Annotated in this window: 14 protein-coding genes and 1 pseudogene; 9 read left to right on the top strand and 6 right to left on the bottom strand. The window is 67.7% G+C overall.

Features of this window, described 5'->3' with window-relative positions; translation table 11 throughout:
• Window positions 1-2: 2 nt before the first annotated feature.
• Entirely contained in the window at window positions 3-2,150 is a 2,148-nt protein-coding gene (locus J3A72_RS21635) for a glycosyl transferase family protein (RefSeq protein WP_075076036.1), read from the top strand.
• The gene (locus J3A72_RS21630; protein ID WP_075076037.1) at window positions 2,147-4,981 is read left to right on the top strand and encodes a hypothetical protein; all 2,835 of its coding nucleotides are present in this window, start codon (window positions 2,147-2,149) and stop codon (window positions 4,979-4,981) included. The genes J3A72_RS21635 and J3A72_RS21630 overlap by 4 nt, the downstream gene beginning before the upstream one ends.
• Here the strand turns inward: J3A72_RS21630 and J3A72_RS21625 are convergent.
• From J3A72_RS21625 to ettA, 3 genes are all read right to left on the bottom strand, one after another.
• Window positions 4,975-5,979: a DUF4434 domain-containing protein gene (locus tag J3A72_RS21625; RefSeq protein WP_230374554.1), complete on the bottom strand. Its 1,005-nt coding sequence runs from the start codon at window positions 5,977-5,979 to the stop codon at window positions 4,975-4,977. The genes J3A72_RS21630 and J3A72_RS21625 overlap by 7 nt on opposite strands.
• A gap of 139 nt (window positions 5,980-6,118) precedes the next feature.
• Window positions 6,119-7,435, bottom strand: coding sequence for an NCS2 family permease (locus tag J3A72_RS21620; protein WP_032962452.1), 1,317 nt, complete (start codon window positions 7,433-7,435; stop codon window positions 6,119-6,121).
• Between the two features lie 92 nt (window positions 7,436-7,527).
• Window positions 7,528-9,192 carry an energy-dependent translational throttle protein EttA gene (gene ettA, locus J3A72_RS21615; RefSeq protein ID WP_005415249.1) on the bottom strand — a complete coding sequence of 555 codons (1,665 nt, stop codon included), beginning with the start codon at window positions 9,190-9,192 and terminating at the stop codon, window positions 7,528-7,530.
• 254 nt (window positions 9,193-9,446) lie between these two features.
• On the opposite strand from ettA, the pseudogene J3A72_RS21610 reads away from it, so the two are divergent.
• From J3A72_RS21610 to ribD, 7 genes and pseudogenes are all read left to right on the top strand, one after another.
• A pseudogene (locus tag J3A72_RS21610) lies at window positions 9,447-9,918 on the top strand (RcnB family protein).
• Window positions 9,919-10,105: 187 nt separating this feature from the next.
• Window positions 10,106-11,359 (top strand): serine hydroxymethyltransferase, encoded by a 1,254-nt coding sequence (gene glyA, locus J3A72_RS21605; RefSeq protein ID WP_014645914.1) that lies wholly within the window; start codon window positions 10,106-10,108, stop codon window positions 11,357-11,359.
• 124 nt (window positions 11,360-11,483) lie between these two features.
• Window positions 11,484-11,957 (top strand): hypothetical protein, encoded by a 474-nt coding sequence (locus J3A72_RS21600; RefSeq protein ID WP_075076040.1) that lies wholly within the window; start codon window positions 11,484-11,486, stop codon window positions 11,955-11,957.
• Between the two features lie 6 nt (window positions 11,958-11,963).
• Window positions 11,964-12,383: a hypothetical protein gene (locus tag J3A72_RS21595; RefSeq protein ID WP_014645915.1), complete on the top strand. Its 420-nt coding sequence runs from the start codon at window positions 11,964-11,966 to the stop codon at window positions 12,381-12,383.
• Between the two features lie 27 nt (window positions 12,384-12,410).
• Entirely contained in the window at window positions 12,411-12,860 is a 450-nt protein-coding gene (locus J3A72_RS21590; protein WP_075076041.1) for a hypothetical protein, read from the top strand.
• Window positions 12,861-13,012: 152 nt separating this feature from the next.
• Entirely contained in the window at window positions 13,013-13,534 is a 522-nt protein-coding gene (gene nrdR / locus J3A72_RS21585) for a transcriptional regulator NrdR (protein WP_010481984.1), read from the top strand.
• 120 nt (window positions 13,535-13,654) lie between these two features.
• Complete coding sequence (gene ribD / locus J3A72_RS21580) at window positions 13,655-14,740, top strand: bifunctional diaminohydroxyphosphoribosylaminopyrimidine deaminase/5-amino-6-(5-phosphoribosylamino)uracil reductase RibD (RefSeq protein WP_075076042.1); 1,086 nt, start codon at window positions 13,655-13,657, stop codon at window positions 14,738-14,740.
• A gap of 36 nt (window positions 14,741-14,776) precedes the next feature.
• On the opposite strand, the gene J3A72_RS21575 is transcribed toward ribD, so the two are convergent.
• The 3 genes from J3A72_RS21575 to J3A72_RS21565 all read right to left on the bottom strand — a co-directional run bounded on the left by J3A72_RS21575 (window position 14,777) and on the right by J3A72_RS21565 (window position 16,959).
• A complete protein-coding gene (locus J3A72_RS21575) occupies window positions 14,777-15,154 on the bottom strand; it encodes a hypothetical protein (RefSeq protein WP_014645918.1) in 378 nt (125 codons plus the stop codon).
• A 147-nt stretch (window positions 15,155-15,301) separates the two neighbouring features.
• On the bottom strand, window positions 15,302-16,186 hold the full coding sequence (locus J3A72_RS21570) for a hypothetical protein (protein WP_049442183.1): 885 nt from the start codon (window positions 16,184-16,186) through the stop codon (window positions 15,302-15,304).
• A 152-nt stretch (window positions 16,187-16,338) separates the two neighbouring features.
• A complete protein-coding gene (locus J3A72_RS21565) occupies window positions 16,339-16,959 on the bottom strand; it encodes a hypothetical protein (RefSeq protein ID WP_014645920.1) in 621 nt (206 codons plus the stop codon).
• Window positions 16,960-17,435 lie beyond the last annotated feature (476 nt).

Raw genomic sequence — 17,435 nt, 5'->3', positions numbered from 1 at the left:
CCGTGGACGGTCTGTTCTGGAACATCCAGCTGGCCAACTACTACGCCGCCCTGGAAACCACGGCGGCGGCGGTGGCCGTGCTGATCCTGATCTCCAGCCTCGATGACCTGTTCATCGATGTCTGGTACTGGGTACGCGAGAGCTGGCGCGCGCTCACGATCAAGCGCCGCGATGCCTACCGGCCGCTGACCCAGGACGACCTGCTGCAGCGCCCGCAGCAGCCGCTGGCGATCATGGTGCCGGCGTGGATGGAGTACGACGTCATCGCGCAGATGGTGGAGAACATGATCAACGTGCTCGATTACCGCGAGTACGTCGTGTTCGTCGGCACCTATCCCAACGACCAGCAGACCATCGATGAGGTCGAGCGCATGCGTCGCCGCTACAAGCGCCTGCGCCGCGTGGAAGTGCCGCACGACGGGCCGACCAGCAAGGCCGACTGCCTGAACTGGCTGATCCTGGCGATCTTCGACTACGAGAAGCGCCACGACATCGAGTTCGCCGGGGTGATCCTGCACGATAGCGAGGACGTGCTGCATCCGATGGAACTGCGCTTCTACAACTACCTGCTGCCGCGCAAGGACATGATCCAGCTGCCGGTCACCTCGCTGGACCGCGAGTGGTATGAGCTGGTTGCCGGTGTCTACATGGACGAATTCGCCGAATGGCACGCCAAGGATCTGGTCGTGCGTGAAAGTGTTTCCGGCATGGTGCCATCGGCGGGCGTCGGTACCTGCTTCTCGCGGCGCGCGCTGCTGGCGCTGAGCGCGCAGACCGACAACCAGCCCTTCAACACCGACAGCCTCACCGAGGACTATGACGTCGGTGCGCGGTTGGCGGCGATGGGCATGCAGTCGATCTTCGCCCGCTTCCCGGTGCAGTTCCGCGTGCGTCGCCCGTCCTGGTTCGGCTGGGGGCCGGTGCGCGAGCGCACCCAGCAGATGGCGCTGTGCGTGCGCGAGTACTTCCCCGACAACTTCCGTGCCTCGTACCGGCAGAAGGCGCGCTGGGTGCTGGGCATCGGCCTGCAGAGCTGGGAGTCGCTGGGCTGGCGCGGCTCGCTGGCCACCAAGTACCTGCTGGCGCGCGACCGCAAGGGCATCATCACCTCGTTCGTCAGCATCATTGCCTACCTCATCTTCCTGCAGCTGCTGCTGTTCTGGCTGCTGAAGATGTCCGGGGTGTGGACGATGCAGTTTCCCAGCGTGTTCCAGGCCGGTACCTGGCAGATGAACGTCGCGCTGCTGACCACCGCAGCGCTGGCCACCCGCGTCGTGCAGCGCTTCTACTTCGTCAACCGGCTGTACGGCTGGGAGCATGCCTTGATGTCGATCCCGCGGATGGTGGTCGGCAACATGATCAATTTCATGGCCACCGCGCGTGCGTGGAAGGTGTTCCTGGCTTACCTGCTGTTCGGCAAGCGCATGGTCTGGGACAAGACCATGCACGACTTCCCGGATGCGGCGCAGCTGGTGCAGACGCGCAAGCAGCTCGGCGAGCTGTTGACCACCTGGCAGGCGGTGGAGCCGGAGCGCCTGCAGCAGGCGCTGGACCAGCAGCATGCCGGCCGGCAGCAGCCACTGGGCCGCATCCTGCTCACCCAGGGTTGGCTGGATGATGAAACGCTGGCCGAGGCGATCGCCTTCCAGGGCGACCTGCCTCGTGCGGTGATCGACGTGGACTACCTGCGCGCCTGCCACTTCCCGGTCAGTGCCGATGCCTGCGTGCAATGGCGCATGTTGCCGCTGCCACCGCGCCAGCAGGGCACCCTGCGGCTGGCCGTGGCCAGCCCATTGCCCGAAGAAGCGTTGGCACTGCTGAAGCAGGAAACCCGCAGCGAGCACATCGAACAGAGCATTGCCCGCGAAAGCGAAATCAACGCAGGCCTGCGCCTGATCGGCGGCGACCGGCACTGGCAGCCGGACAACGTGCCCCTGCTGGGCGACCTGCTGGTGGAGATGCGCCTGATCGACCACGCGCGCTTCGAGATCGCATTGGACGCGTACAAGCCGCAGCGCGACGGCCGCATCGGCGATTACCTGGTCAAGCAGGGCATCACCACCGAAGACGCCGTGGCCCAGGCCATGCAGGAACAGCGCCGGCGTGCGGCGGCGCTGCAGTCGCCGCCTCCCGGAGCCTTGCCGGCATGAAGACCACGCTGCTGTCCTCCGTCATTGCCGTGGCACTGGCCACGGCGGCCGCGCCGGTGCTGGCCCAGGCCGATGCAGCACTGCCGTTGTCCGGTGCGGCCTACCGCGTCGCCGAGCAGGCGTTTGCCGCCTATGAGCGCGGTGACTACCCGGCGGCTTACCGGCAGTCCACCGAAGCGATCCGGCTGCGCCCGGACGTGGTGCGGCTGCGCCTGTTGCAGATCTACGCGCTGCAGAAACTGGGCCGGCCGGCGGAGGCCCAGCAGCAGGCACGTCGTGCACTGGATGCGGGGTTGAAGGATCCGGCGTTGCCGGCGCTGGCCGCTGCCACCGCTGCGCGCAGCACGCCTCCGGATGCCAGGAGCGGGCGCACACCCTCCCCACCGCGCGTGGCTGGCAGCGGCGCAGACCGCGCCAGGCAGCAGGCCTACGCGCTGGCCACCGAGGCCTACGCCGCTTATGACGCCAGGCGGATGGGAGAGGCAGCCAGCAAGGCCGAGCAGGCCTTCCGGCAGCAGCCAACGCAGGGCGCCTGGGCGATGCTGTGGGTGGCCGCGCTGGAGGCACAGCAGCAGCCCGAACAGGCCGACGCCGCCATTGCCACCGCGCTGCAGCTGGGCGCGCCGAATGTCGAGGCATTGCGCGCACGGCGCGTGGCGCTGGATCGACAGCGCGCGCTGCTGCAGGCCCAGCAGGCGTACCGGTCGCTGTCCACGCAGGATGATGCCGCGGCCGTTGCGCAGGCACGTGCCGCTGTCGAGCTGGCACCGGAGGTGGCGACGTACCGGTTGCTGCTGATTACCGCGCAGCTGCAGCAGGGGCAGCTGGCCGACGCCGAGCGCAGTGCCGACCAGGCGTTGCAGGCCGACGGCCAGGATCTCAATGCGCGGGTGATGCGCGGCTACCTGCGCCAGCGCCAGGGCAACAGCCTGCTCGCCAACGAGGACTTCGACGCCGCGCTCGCCATGCCGGGCTCAACGACGCAGCAGCGCAACGTGCGCCTGCTGGCGGTGGATGCGGCCCTGGCCGCTGGGGATCGCGCACGTGCGGCTGCACTGCTGGCGCCGCTGCGCGCGGCATTGCCAGCAGATGCCAGCGATGCACGCGCGCAGCAGCTGCTGCAGCAGGGCATCGAGCAGCGCGCCAAGGCGGTCCGTTCCAGTCGCGAGCGTCCGCGTTTGAGCGCACAGACCTATCCGGCGCCGTTCCAGCACTGCCAGTCTGGCGACAGCGGCAACCGTTGCGAGTTGATGCCGGCCGACCTGCAGGGCGACGGTGGTGCCGCACAGCGTGCCTACGCGGCCTACGCGCGCCGGGACTATGCCGAGGCCATCGGCGAGGCGCGGCAGGCCGTGCAGCTCGCACCGGAGGACGCGAGCCTGCAGGGGCTGCTGACCACCACGCTGGCGGCAGGCAACCGCAGCCAGCAGGACGAAGCACGGCAGCGCCTGGATGCGGCGCTGGCACAGCGCCCTGACGATGCGGAGGCGCTGATGCAGCGCGGCTACCTCAACCAGAAGGCGCACGAGCCGGCGCGCGCACTGGCCGACTTCCGTGCCGCCGAGGCCACCGGCAGGGCACCAAAGGGCGTGGTGCTTGACCAGGCCTACGCCAGCGCGGCCAACGGCGATCACCCGCAGGCGGTGACCCTGCTGCGGACGGCCATTGATCGTGCCGATGCCGGTGAGCTGCCACTGGATGCGCACCAGCGCAACAACGTGCGCAATGCCATCGCCAACTATTCGCGCGAGTGGGGCGTGATCGCCTCGGCCGGCTTCCGTGGCGCGCGCCAGGCGGCGACCAATGTCGGCGGCGCGGCGATCAGTACGCCGGGTGATTCGGTGTTCAGCACGCTTGAAGCGTTCTGGCGCCCGCCGGCTTTCAATGACCAGCACGGCACGCTGGAGCTTTACGCGCGGCTGCTCAACACCCTGTACGACGAGGGTGGCACCTACGAGTCGATCCGCGCCGTGGACCCGTGCACCGGCGAATCGACGCCCGATGCACGCGCGCGCGCCGAACGGCTCAGCCGCTCGCGTTCCACCACCGGCTGGCCGTCCACCATCGCCTCGTTCGGCCTGCGCTACGCCTTCGGCCAGACCGGCCTGAGCGCCGGCATCGAGCGTCGCCAGTTCCTCGGCAGCGCCACCCGCACGGGCGATGTCTACCCCGCTTCGGCGGCCGTGCAATGCAGCCTGCAGCTGGCCCGCAACCCGCCACTGGAAGCCAGCACACTGGCCCGCTACCGCCTGGCCAGCGGTTCCGGTGGCTGGATGTCCTACCTGACCTACGGCTATTACCACGGCACCGACCTGCGCACCGACGTGAATCAGTGGTGGATGGTCAGTGGCTACGCGCAGGGCGGTTACACGTGGGATGACAACAGCGCGCATTTCACCCTCGACGCACTCGATGCCAATGGCACGCCGGTGCGCCGGGTGGGCGATGCCAACGGGCGCCTGCATCGCGAACAGTGGTTCGCTGCCGGTGAACTGCGCGCCGGCCGCAGCTTCCGCTTTGGTGCCGGGCAGACCCACTGGGTGGTCACGCCGTATGTGGTGGTGGGGGCGGACTGGCTGGACCAGCGCTCGCGCGTGCGCGACATCCGCTACCCGCTGTTCCCGGCGCAGTCGTTCGCACTCAACGATACGCGGCGTAGCTGGTCACTCGGCGCAGGGCCGGGCGTGGGCGTGCGCTACTGGTTCCGCGAAGACCACTACAACACGCCGCGTTCCTACCTGGACCTGACCGTGCAGTACCGCTTCGCGATTGGCGGCGGTGATACGCAGCGCGCCAAGGGCCTGTTCGCCACCGCCATCCTCTCCTACTGAGGCAGGCCCCAACGTCGTCGCAGCGCCGCGGCCTGCGGCGTGTCCTGGGTCAGCCACGGCTCCAGTGCATAGACCAGCACGTGCTGCGCACCGCTGTCGTGCGCCCACGCCAGCTGCCGCTGGATGCGCGCGGCATCTGCGGTTTCGCCCTTGAACGCGCTGCCGTCGGCGGGGCTGCCGGGCAGTTCGCGGAACAGTTCGACGATCGCATCGAACCCGATGCCCTGTGCCCGGAAATGGCCGAGCAGCGGTTGCAGCTGCTGCACGTTGCCGGCGCCGGCCACCCCCACGCCGTCCTGCACCATCGGCCGCAGCGCGGCCCGTGCCAGCACCGCCTGCCACAGCGCGACCAGGTCGCCGTCGGTCTGCAGGCGGCTGAAGTAGCAGGAGATCGCACAGTCACCGCCGCGCGCGCTGGCGGCCTGCGCCAGCCCGTGCAGCCACTGCGCCAGCCATTGCTGGCGGGCCGGATCGGCCCAGTGGAACTGCTCCAGTTCGTAGGGCAGGTACCAGCCGCCGAAGGCGGGCTGCTGCGCCCACGGCGCCTGTGCCAACCAGCTGCGCGCGTGCGCCAGGCTGTCGGCCAGGAACGCCTGCAGCGTGGCGTCGTCGGCGCCGATGGCCTGCCACCAGCGTTGCTGGAAGGGCAGGCCAACGCGGATGCGGATGTCGTTCTCGCTGGCCGCGGTGAACAGCTGCTGCAGGCTGCTGTCCGGCAGCGACCAGTCGCCATCGCTGCCACCGACGATGCCGGTCCACTGCAGCACCAGCTGCCGGCAGCCCAGCGCATGGGCAAGCTTCAAGGAACGTTGCCAGTCGGCTGACCCCCACTGCAGATGGCTGCGCCAGGGCTGCAGGAAGGTGCCATCCACCTGCACCGGCAGCGAACAGCCGGGCAGGGTGGCGAGCGTAGCGGCGAGTGGTGCCAGCACTGCCGCGCGCAGCAACCGGCGGCGCAACGGCGAAGACGGATCCGTGGGAAGGTCGGGCCGAACCATGCCCGCATCATCCCAGAGCACCGTGGGTGGGAGGTGAACCCCGCGCCGGGTGGTGCCGGCCGCTGGCCGGCATCGCGCCCCGGGTGGCAGATGAATCACCACCCGGTAGTGCCGGCCGCTGGCCGGCATCGCGCCCCGATTATTCCAAGGCGTAGCGCAGCGCGAACAGCACCGCCACCAGCCACACCGCCGGATGCACTTCGCGCCAGCGGCCGGTGCCGGCCTTCAGCGCCGCATACGCGATGAAGCCAAACGCCAGGCCATTCGCGATGGAGTAGGTGAACGGCATCGCCAGGGCACACAGTGCGGCCGGCACCGATTCGGTCAGGTCGCTCCAGTCCACGTCCACCAGTTCGCGCAGCATCAGGCCGGCCACGAACAGCAGCGCTGGTGCGGTGGCATAGCCGGGCACCATCGCCGCCAGCGGCGAGAACAGCAGTGCGGCCAGGAACAGTGCCGACACCACCAGTGCAGTCAGGCCGGTGCGGCCGCCCACCTGCACGCCCGAGGCGCTTTCAGCGAACGCGGTAGTGCTGCTGGTGCCCAGCAGCGAACCGGCCACGATCGCCGTGCTGTCGGCCAGCAGCGCGCGGCCGAAACGCTTCTGCGCGCCCGGCAGTTTCAGCAGTCCGGCGCGACCGACCACGCCATACAGGGTGCCGGTGGCATCGAACACTTCCACCAGCACGAACACCAGCACCACCTGCAGCAACACGGCGATCGGCGCGCCACCGTTGTGGTGCAGCAGGCCCGGCAGGTCCAGCTGCAGGAAGGTCGGCGCCAGGCTCGGCGGCAGCGAGACCAGGCCCTGGTACTGCACGTCGCCCAATGCCCAGCCCGCGCCGGTCACCGCCAGGATCCCGATCAGGATCGCGCCACGGATACGGCGCGCTTCCAGCACCGCGATCAGCAGGAAGCCGGCCAGTGCCAGCAGCGGCGGCGCCGTATTCAACGGGCCCAGCGCCACCAGCGTGTCTTCATTGCCGACGATCACGCCGGACTTCTGCAGCGCGATGATCGCCAGGAACAGGCCGATGCCGGCCACGATCGCCGAGCGCAGCGACGAAGGAATGCCCGACACCAGCCACGCCCGCACACCGGTCAGCGACAGCACCAGGAACACCAGGCCGGAGATGAATACCGCGCCCAGTGCCTGCTGCCACGGCAGGCCGGCGGCACCGACCACGGTGAAGGCGAAGAACGCGTTCAGGCCCATGCCCGGTGCCATGCCGACCGGGAAGTTGGCCGCCAGCGCCATCACCGCCGAACCCAGCGCAGCGGCCAGGCAGGTGGCCACGAACACCGCACCCGCATCCATGCCGGTGGTGCCGAGGATTTCCGGGTTGACGAAGACGATGTAGGACATCGTCAGGAAGGTGGTGACACCGGCCAGCAGCTCGGTGCGCACGGTGGTGCCGTGCTGCTGCAGCTGGAACAGGCGTTCGAACAGGGACATGGGGCGTCTCGCAACAATAAGGTGTCACGACCAACGGTCGTGACCTACCCGAATGCAGAACGGCCGCGCAGAGCGCGGCCGTTCTTCCTTTCTTACTTCAGCGCCTTGAAGCGCAGGCGCTTCGGCGCGGCATCGTCGCCCATGCGACGCTTCTTGTCTTCCTCGTACTCGCGGTAGTTGCCCTGGAAGAACTCCACGTGCGAGTCGCCTTCGAAAGCGATGATGTGCGTGGCGATGCGGTCCAGGAACCAGCGGTCGTGCGAGATCACGAAGGTGTTGCCCGGGAACTCCAGCAGCGCGTCTTCCAGCGCACGCAGCGTTTCGATGTCCAGGTCGTTGGACGGTTCGTCGAGCAGCAGCACGTTGCCGCCCTGCAGCAGGGTCTTGGCCATGTGCAGGCGGCCACGCTCACCACCGGACAGCGAGCCGACCATCTTCTGCTGGTCCTGGCCCTTGAAGTTGAAGCGGCCGATGTAGGCGCGCGACTGGATCTCGATGCCGTTGATGTTGAGGATGTCCAGGCCACCGGCGATTTCCTGGAAGACGTTGTGGTTGCCTTCCAGCTTGTCGCGGCTCTGGTCCACGTAGGACAGCTGCACGGTCGGGCCGATCACGATCTCGCCCGAATCCGGCTTCTCCTGGCCGGTGATCATCTTGAACAGCGTCGACTTGCCGGCGCCGTTCGGGCCGATGATGCCGACGATCGCGCCCGGCGGAATCAGCATCGACAGGTTGTCGATCAGCAGGCGGTCGCCGAACTTCTTGGAGACGTTCTTGAACTCCATCACCATGTTGCCCAGGCGCTCGCCCGGCGGGATGAAGATTTCGTTGGTCTCGTTGCGCTTCTGGTAATCCTGCGACTGCAGCTCTTCCAGGCGGGCCAGACGGGCCTTGCCCTTGGAGCGGCCGCCCTTGGCGTTCTGGCGCGACCACTCCAGTTCCTTCTGGATCGCCTTCTGGCGGGCCTTTTCCTGGTTCTCTTCCTGCTTCAGGCGCTCATCCTTCTGCACCAGCCATTCGGTGTAGTTGCCCTTCCACGGAATGCCGCGGCCGCGGTCCAGTTCCAGGATCCACTCGGCGGCGTTGTCCAGGAAGTAGCGATCGTGGGTGACGGCCACCACGGTGCCGGTATAGCGCGCCAGGAACTGTTCCAGCCATTCCACCGACTCGGCGTCGAGGTGGTTGGTCGGTTCGTCGAGCAGCAGCATGTCCGGCTTCTGCAGCAGCAGGCGGCACAGTGCGACGCGGCGCTTTTCACCGCCGGACAGGTTGGCGATCTTGGCATCCCACGGCGGCAGGCGCAGCGCATCGGCAGCCACGTCCAGCTGGTTTTCCAGGGTATGCGCGTCGCCAGCGGCCAGGATCGCCTCCAGGCGCTCCTGTTCCTTGGCCAGCGCGTCGAAGTCGGCGCCTTCCTCGGCGTAGGCGGCGTACACCGCCTCCAGCGCGGCCTGGGCCTGCAGCACTTCGCCCACGCCTTCCTCGACCGACTCGCGCACGGTCTTGTTCGGGTCCAGTTCCGGTTCCTGCGCCAGGTAACCGACCTTGATGCCGGGCTGCGGGCGGGCTTCACCCTCGAAATCGGTGTCCACGCCGGCCATGATCTTCAGCACGGTGGACTTGCCGGCGCCGTTCAGGCCCAGCAGGCCGATCTTCGCGCCCGGGAAGAAGGACAGGGAAATGTCCTTGATGATCTGCCGCTTGGGCGGGACCACCTTGGACACGCGGTTCATGGTGTAGATGTATTGCGAGGACATGCGGTCTCCGTAGGCGCGGCCCTGCGCCCGACCCGTCACGGGAACATCCCGTTGCGGCAGCGGGCACAGACTGGAATGGAATACCGCCAATTATAGCCGGAACCGGTTCCGGCCCGCGCCCGGCCGGAGCCGCGCAGGCTGGCCGTGGCCTGAATACTCCGTCACAGTCCTGCAGCGGGAAGCGTTTCCAGCCGGAAACGGTTCAGATCGGTTGCGCAATATGGGCTCACCACCCACCCAAGCAGAGGTCTGACATGCGCATCAATCGAGTAATGGCCGGCGCCGTGGGCCTCTGTGCTGGCGCTGGGCGCCGTGACCCCGGCCTTCGCCGACAACGACCGTCGCCGCGACCACGACCGCCGCGAGTGGCGCGAGGATCGCCGTGAGTGGCGCCAGGACCGCCGCGACTGGGAGCGCGACCGCCGCGAGGCCCGGCGCGACTGGGAACGCGACCGCCGCGACTGGCACCGTGACCATGATCGCTACTACCGCCCGGCAACGCCGCGCGTGGTCTATCGCCCGGCCTATGGCCCGGGCTATGGCTGGAAGGTCGGCCACCGCTACCGCGACTACTACCGCGGCCCGGTCTACGTGGTGAACGACTACCCGCGCTACAACCTGCGCCGCCCGCCGTACGGCCATCAGTGGATCCGGGATGATCGCGGCAACATGCTGCTGGTGGCCATCGCCACCGGTGTGATCGCCCAGTACGTGCTCAGTCGCTGAGGATCGCGGCCGGGGTCGGATCCCTTTCCAACGGAAAGGGCTCTGACCCCACAACATCAATCGAAACCATACGGGGCCGGATTCCTTCGGGGATGCCGGCCCCGTCCGTTTCGGCCCAAGCGGGCCAGTGCGGAGCTACAATCGAGGGCTGAGCCGTACCCCTTTTCCCTGCCTGCTGGAGTACCCGATGTTCCCGCGTGACGTCCGCATCGAATCCTACGATCCCGAACTGGCCAAGGCCATCGCCGCTGAGACCCAGCGCCAGGAAGACCACGTCGAGCTGATCGCCAGCGAGAACTACACCAGCCCGGCGGTGATGGAAGCCCAGGGCAGCCAGCTGACCAACAAGTACGCCGAAGGCTACCCGGGCAAGCGCTACTACGGTGGCTGCGAATACGTGGACATCGCCGAGCAGCTGGCGATCGACCGCCTGAAGCAGCTGTTCGATGCGGACTATGCCAACGTGCAGCCGCACAGCGGTTCGCAGGCCAACCAGGCCGTGTACTTCGCCCTGCTGCAGCCGGGTGACACCATCCTCGGCATGAGCCTGGCCCACGGTGGCCACCTCACCCACGGCGCCAAGGTCAATGCCTCGGGCAAGCTGTTCAACGCCGTGCAGTACGGCGTCAACGACCAGGGCCTGATCGATTACGACGAAGTCGAGCGCCTGGCCCTGGAGCACAAGCCGAAGATGGTCGTGGCCGGCTTCTCGGCCTACTCGCAGGTGATCGACTGGGCGCGCTTCCGCGCCATCGCCGACAAGGTCGGCGCCTACCTGTTCGTCGACATGGCCCACGTCGCCGGCCTGGTCGCCGCAGGCGTCTACCCGAGCCCCCTGGAACACGCCCACGTGGTCACCTCGACCACCCACAAGACCCTGCGCGGCCCGCGCGGCGGCATCATCATCGCCAAGGGCGCCGACGAAGACCTGGTCAAGAAGCTGCAGTCGATCGTGTTCCCGGGCATCCAGGGCGGTCCGCTGATGCACGTCATCGCCGGCAAGGCCGTGGCCTTCAAGGAAGCGCTGGAGCCGGGCTTCAAGGCCTACCAGCAGCAGGTGGTGAAGAACGCCCAGGCGATGGCCAATACGCTGATCGCGCGTGGCTACAAGATCGTCTCCGGCGGCACCCAGAACCACCTGATGCTGGTGGACATGATCGGCAAGGACGTGTCCGGCAAGGACGCGGAAGCCGCGCTGGGCAAGGCCCACATCACCGTCAACAAGAACTCGGTGCCGAACGACCCGCGTTCGCCGTTCGTGACCTCGGGCCTGCGCCTGGGTACGCCGGCGGTGACCACCCGTGGCTACGTCGAACAGGACTGCGTGGATCTGGCCAACTGGATCGCCGACGTGCTCGACGCACCGAACGATGACGCGGTCATCGCCCGCGTGCGCGACGCCGTCAGCGCGCAGTGCCGCAAGTACCCGGTCTACGGCTGATCGGAGAGTGGGGTCGGAGCCCTTCCTGGCGGAAAGGGATCCGACCCCGCCTTCCGGATCGACGCAGGGGTCGGATCCCTTCCCGCAGGGAAGGGCTCTGACCCCGTCATCAGGAATCCCGCGCATGGATGAGCGCCGCCTCAAGTACCTGTACATCGCACTGGCGGTGCTGTTCGGCCTGCCCAGCCTGTTCTTCGGCGGTGCCGGCGCCTGCATCGCCGTGGTCATGGGCGTGATCGGGCTGGTCTCGCCGGACGCGGACAACCTGTGGTTTGCCGCCGGCATGCTCGCGTGGGGATCGTGCGCGATCGCCGGCCTCGTGGCCTGGGTCGCACTCAGCATCGTCTGGCTGCGCGATGGTTCACGCGGGCTGCACATGGCATCACGCCGCTGGTGGCTGCTGTTGGGCCTGGGCGTGCTGGCAGGCCTGCCCTTGCTGGCGATGGCGCTGTATTACTTCGCCGAGCTGGGTTCGTCCGTGCTCAGCGGGCTGTTCGCCGGGCCGTCCCTGTTGGTGCCCACCGGTACGTTGATCCTCCTGCGGCTGCGTGCTGACGCCCTGGGCGAGCCATCCGGCCCGGCGCGATCAGAGGAGTAGGCCCGCATGGATGAGCGCCACCTCAAGTACCTGTACACCGCGCTGGCGGTGCTGTTTGGCCTGCCCAGCCTGGTGATGGGCGGCGCGGCGGCGACGATGCTGCTGCTGATGGGGCTGGGCCAGTTCGGTCATGGCACGCTGGCCTCGGTGACGGTGATGCCGCTGTGGGGCCTGGCCGGCATTGCCGGTTGCCTGGCCTGGTTGTGGCTCAGCGCGGGTTTTCTGCTGCAGGGGCGTGCCGGGCTGCACGTGCACCGCCTCTGGTGGTGGATGCTGCTGGCAGGCGGTCTCGCCGCCTTGCCCCCGCTGGGGCTGGCGCTGTGGTGGGGCATCGCCGTGCATGCCGAAGGCATCGGCTTGTTGCTGTTGGGCCCGTCGATGCTGGTGCCGGCCGCGATGCTGGTGTGGATCAAACGCCGCGCATGACGTGGCCCATGGAAGAAGATCGAACGCATGGATGAGCGTCTGCACAAACGCTGGATGGCGATCGCCGGCCTGCTGGTGGGCCTGCCCACCGTGGCGGCAGGCGGCACGGGTGCCGTGCTGGGGCTGATGGTCGTATGGGACGGCAAGTACCTGACGGGCGACGAGCACACGTGGTTGCTGCTGTGGTCGTCGGCTGGAATCATCGGCCTGCTGTCGTGGTTGTGGCTGAGCGGCCTGTTCCTGTGGCGCGGTGTTGCCGGCCTGCGCCAATCACCGGTTGTCGCCTGGGTCGGCCTTGCGCTGGGGGTGCTGGCCGCGTGGGCCGTGGTCGCCGCCGCGTTGTACTTCACCTTCAAGCATGGGGAAATCTCGACCCTGGCCTTCCTTGGGTTTGGCCCGCCGCTGCTGGTGATGGCCGGGCACCTGGCGTGGCTGCGCTGGGCACGCGCGGCCCCGGTGCCGTCGGCACCTGGTTGAACGTCTGGTCCTGCTGACCTCACTGGACGCTCTGGTTGGCCGAAATGCAGGTACTTCCGCGCAGACAGCATTTGCCGCTGCGCCCTTTCTCAGGTACCTTTGCGACGCTGCCATGACCGTGGCAATAGGTACTTTCCTGAGCCAGGCGTTCCATGCACTGCCCCTTCTGCCAACATGCCGATACCCGGGTCATCGACTCGCGCGTCTCTGAAGACGGCGCGACGATCCGTCGTCGGCGTGAATGTGAAGCCTGCGGCGAGCGCTTCAGCACCCTGGAAACGGTCGAACTGAAGCTGCCGGCCATCGTCAAGAGCGATGGCACCCGCGAGGCGTTCGACCAGCGCAAGGTCCGCGCTGGCTTCGACCGCGCGCTGCAGAAGCGTGCGGTGGCCGAAGACAAGATCGAAGCAGCGGTGCGTGCGGTGGTTCACCAGCTGCGCATCAGCGGCGAGCGCGAAGTGCCCTCGATCAAGGTCGGCGAATTCGTGATGAACGAACTGCGCAAGCTCGATCATGTCGGCTACGTGCGCTTCGCTTCGGTCTACCGCAGCTTCGAGGACGTGGCCGATTTCCGCGAGGAGATCGAGAAGCTCGAGCGCGACCTGCCGTCCAGTACCGAACAGCTGCAGCTGCTGGGCGATGTGATCGCCCTGACCAAGAAGAAGAAGGGCTGACTGCCTCTGCCTTGGGGGTGCCAACCTTGGTGGGCACCGGTGGCCGCATTCACTGGTGGGTGCCAACCGTTGGTTGGCACTGACGGCATGGATCAACACCGGCGGCGTTACCATGGCTGCATGACCACTTCGTTCTCCGTCCTCGACCACCTGCACATGGCCAACGCGCTGCGCCTGGCCGAGCGCGCCGCCTATACCACCCGCCCCAACCCGATGGTCGGCTGCGTGATCGCCCATGGCGAACGCGTGGTCGGGCAGGGCTGGCACCAGCGCGCCGGTGGCCCGCATGCGGAAGTGTTCGCCCTGTGCGAGGCCGGCACCGAAGCACGCGGTGCCACCGCCTACGTCACCCTGGAACCCTGCGCCCACTACGGGCGCACGCCACCGTGTGCGCTGGCCTTGATCGAAGCCGGCGTGTCGCGCGTGGTCGCGGCGATGCGCGATCCGTTCCCGAAGGTCGATGGCGGTGGGTTCGATCTGCTGCGCAATGCCGGCATCGACGTCGCCGAAGGGCTGATGGCGGCGCAGGCGCGCGAGCTCAACAAGGGCTTCCTGTCGCGCGTGGAGCGCAATCGGCCGTGGCTGCGGGTGAAGCTGGCCGCCAGCCTGGATGGCCGTACCGCGATGGCCGATGGCAGTTCCAAGTGGATCACCGGGCCGGCCGCGCGCGAGGACGTGCAGCACTGGCGCGCGCGCGCCGGTGCGATCCTGACCGGCGCCGACACGGTGCTGGCCGACGACCCGATGCTGACCGTGCGCCTGGCCGATACCGAAGTGATGGCACCACTGCGTGTGGTGCTGGATTCGCGCCTGCGCTCGCTCGAATGCAGCCGCGTGCGCGAGGGCGGGGCACCGACGCTGTACCTGCACGCTGCGGCGGTGAGCGCGCCGGATGCGGCCGATGCCGAATTCGCCAGCGTGCCCAGCGCAGAGGGGCGGTTGGACCTGGGCGCGGTGCTGGCGCTGCTGGCCGAGCGCGGCATCAACGAAGTGCACACCGAAGCCGGCGCGACATTGGCCGGTGCGCTGCTGCGCGGTGGCTGGGTCGATGAGCTTCTGCTCTATCAGGCGCCCACGCTGCTGGGCGACAACGGCCGCCCGCTGCTGGCTGGCCTCGGCATCGATGCCATGGACCAGCAGCGTCGCCTGCGCGTGGTTGACCAGCGCCAGGTCGGCGAGGACAACAGGCTGCTGCTGCGCCCATGAAGGAATGACGCAGGGCAGGGGGCTACGCCCATGGCGTCAGGCCGCTTCGTCGTCTTCTTCGCCGACCGGGCACTGGCCCTTCCACTGCTGCTTCCACAGCACATGCAGGTCGCGGCAGTACGCGCCGAGCGCCTCGCCCGGCAGTTGCCTCGCCTTGAACCGCAACTGGCGACGCGTAAAACCGTCGTCGTACTCATCCGGCAGTACCAGCACGGCACACTGGTCGTGGTACATCAGGAAGTCGCGGCAGTGATCATCCTCACTCATCCACGCATCCAGGTGCCTGTCGCTCAGCTGCGTTGACTCGAAGGCGACCGAGGGTTGGACGACGATGATCTTCGTGGCTTTGAACCTGGACGCTTCGGCCTGCCAGCACACCATCAGCGCCAGCAACATGAGCGCGGTCGACGTCATACGGTGTTTCATGCGGTTGCCCCCGGGGGAAGAGGGCAACAGCATTGACCATGCAGGCCGCGCAGGGCCATGCAAGGGTTCTGAAAATGCAGTTGCCCTTGCCGTCGGCAACGCTGGGCAGCGCGTAGGCTCGGCGTTACATCCCGCTCACGCGCATTCGTCGGTCCACATCATCTCGGCGATCGGGCGCAGTGCCTTGCATTCCTGCGTCATGTCTTCGGCTGACTTCACCTTCGCCTTGGCCTTCAGTTCCTCGGTCATGGCATCCACGCCACTGATCTGGTCCGGCGCGATCTTCGCCACGCAGGCGCGGTGCTGCTGCAGCAGCAGGTCACAGCCGGGTACGCCGGTCACCTTCGGTGCGCTGGCCGCCTGCGCGTCCTGCATCCAGTCCTCGAACGGTGCCAGCGCGCCGGTCACGGTACCCACCAGATCGTCGAAGTTGCCGCTGTACCAGTAGCCGTTGTCCTTGGCCGGGTACAGGGTGAAGGTGCCGCTGACCGGCACGCGCGCACCGCTCTGCAGCGCCTGGGTGTAGGCGTCGGTGAACTGCTTGCGCGCGGCCGGGCTGGCGTCGGCTGCAAGGCTGGCGGCGAACAGCGGGCGCACCTTGCCGAGGTCGGGCACCTGGCAGCTGAAAGTGATGCGCGCCAGCTTCTGGTCTTCCACGTACTCGTTGTCTTCAATCACGCTCTTGCTGGCGCGGCACTTCGAATCACGCAGGGCCTTGGCATACAGCGCTTCGGTGGCGGCCGCGTCGGCCTTTGCGCCGGTGCTGGCTAGTACGACCTGCCACGGTTCGGCCAGCGCCTTGGCCAGCGCACCCGGGTTCGGGGTCACCGCGTCCTGGCCTTCGAACGCCGGCTTCAGCGCATCGTTGAGCGCGCGGGTCGCCGCGGCGTCATCTTCCAGCAGCACGCGTGCGTACAGGTCGAAAGCCTGTTCGGGCGTCAGTGTGGCCGGGGCGGCGCCGGCCAGCAGCGGGGCCGCCAGCAGGGCGCTGGCCAGCAGGGTACGCAAGGGAGTCTTCATGACGGTGTTTCCTGTTCCAGAGGCGCGCAAGCGTAGCGCATCTTTGCGCAGGCCCGTTGGTGCCTGTGGCCGCCTGCCGGCGCCCGCGGGCCCAAAAAAAACGGGCCCCTTGCGGGGCCCGTTCGATCGCACGACGAGGAGCGATCGGTAAATCAGAAGCTGGCGCGGACGCCGACCGAGTACTGGGTGACGTCGCGGTAGCCGGCGATCTCGCCCACTACACCCCAGGTCTTGGTGAAGTTGACCTGGCCGCCGACGGTACCGACCCAGGTGCCCTTGTAGTTGTTGCCGCCATCCATGTAACCGGCCTTGGCCCAGGCTTCGGTCATGCGCGACGGCTTGCCGCGGATACCCATGGTGACGCGGCCCAGGTTGGTGTGGTCCTTGCCGTGGTAACGCACGCCGTCGTAGCGCAGGGTCGATTCGGCGTTCTGGCGCACCCAGGCGGCATCGGCGGTGAAGTCCAGGCGGTCGGTCCACGGCATGTGGTAGCCGATACCCAGCTCCGGCTGGTTCAGTTCCAGCTTCAGCGAGTCTTCGCCGTAGTGGCGGGTCTTGCTGGTGCGCGACCAGCCACCGAAGACGTAGACCTGCTCGGCCAGCGCGACCGAGCCGCGCAGGTAGCCGCCGTCGACCTTCGGGTCGTCCAGCACGTTGTCGTCAACCTGGACCTGGGTCCAGCCGCCTTCCACGTAGGTGTAGCTCAGGGCGTCGGCCGAAGCCGAGAACGGAGCAGCGGCCAGCAGGGCGGCCACGATCAGGATCTTGCGCATGGGAATTCCTGTGAATTTCAGTCCATTGGCGGGCCTGCCCTCGCGGCTGCCCGTGGCGACCTCATGTCGTCCGCTGCGGATTTTAATGAAAGTTTTACAAAATGCGAGAGACGGCCGTCACAAGCTGGTCTGGCTTGGCCGGGGTCAGAGCCCTTTCCTGCGGAAGGGGATCCGACCCCGGTCATCAGAATGCGAGCCGGCCTGCATCGGGGTCGGATCCGTTTTCCGTCGGAAAACGGCTCTGACCCCTCGCGATTTCGAGGGACCCGGGGTCAGAGCCCTTTCCTGCGGAAAGGGATCCGACCCCGGTCATCAGAATGCGAGCGGGCCTGCATCGGGGTCGGATCCGTTTTCCGTCGGAAAACGGCTCTGACCCCTCCGCGATTTCGAGGGACCCGGGGTCAGAGCCCTTTCCGGGGCGGAAAGGGATCCGACCCCGGTCATCAGAGTGCGAGCGGGCCTGGATCGGGGTCAGA

The sequence above is a fragment of the Stenotrophomonas sp. PvP093 genome (genome assembly GCF_017876915.1).
Lineage (GTDB): Bacteria > Pseudomonadota > Gammaproteobacteria > Xanthomonadales > Xanthomonadaceae > Stenotrophomonas > Stenotrophomonas muris.
This window is presented reverse-complemented; position numbering and strand designations above follow the sequence as displayed.

Bases quoted from the DNA above. Each gene is read 5' to 3' on its own strand.
- J3A72_RS21630 (WP_075076037.1), top strand. From the start codon at position 2,147: ATGAAGACCACGCTGCTGTCCTCCGTCATTGCCGTGGCACTGGCCACG.
- J3A72_RS21625 (WP_230374554.1), bottom strand. From the start codon at position 5,979: ATGGTTCGGCCCGACCTTCCCACGGATCCGTCTTCGCCGTTGCGCCGC.
- J3A72_RS21620 (WP_032962452.1), bottom strand. From the start codon at position 7,435: ATGTCCCTGTTCGAACGCCTGTTCCAGCTGCAGCAGCACGGCACCACC.
- ettA (WP_005415249.1), bottom strand. From the start codon at position 9,192: ATGTCCTCGCAATACATCTACACCATGAACCGCGTGTCCAAGGTGGTC.
- glyA (WP_014645914.1), top strand. From the start codon at position 10,106: ATGTTCCCGCGTGACGTCCGCATCGAATCCTACGATCCCGAACTGGCC.
- J3A72_RS21600 (WP_075076040.1), top strand. From the start codon at position 11,484: ATGGATGAGCGCCGCCTCAAGTACCTGTACATCGCACTGGCGGTGCTG.
- J3A72_RS21595 (WP_014645915.1), top strand. From the start codon at position 11,964: ATGGATGAGCGCCACCTCAAGTACCTGTACACCGCGCTGGCGGTGCTG.
- J3A72_RS21590 (WP_075076041.1), top strand. From the start codon at position 12,411: ATGGATGAGCGTCTGCACAAACGCTGGATGGCGATCGCCGGCCTGCTG.
- nrdR (WP_010481984.1), top strand. From the start codon at position 13,013: ATGCACTGCCCCTTCTGCCAACATGCCGATACCCGGGTCATCGACTCG.
- ribD (WP_075076042.1), top strand. From the start codon at position 13,655: ATGACCACTTCGTTCTCCGTCCTCGACCACCTGCACATGGCCAACGCG.
- J3A72_RS21575 (WP_014645918.1), bottom strand. From the start codon at position 15,154: ATGACGTCGACCGCGCTCATGTTGCTGGCGCTGATGGTGTGCTGGCAG.
- J3A72_RS21570 (WP_049442183.1), bottom strand. From the start codon at position 16,186: ATGAAGACTCCCTTGCGTACCCTGCTGGCCAGCGCCCTGCTGGCGGCC.
- J3A72_RS21565 (WP_014645920.1), bottom strand. From the start codon at position 16,959: ATGCGCAAGATCCTGATCGTGGCCGCCCTGCTGGCCGCTGCTCCGTTC.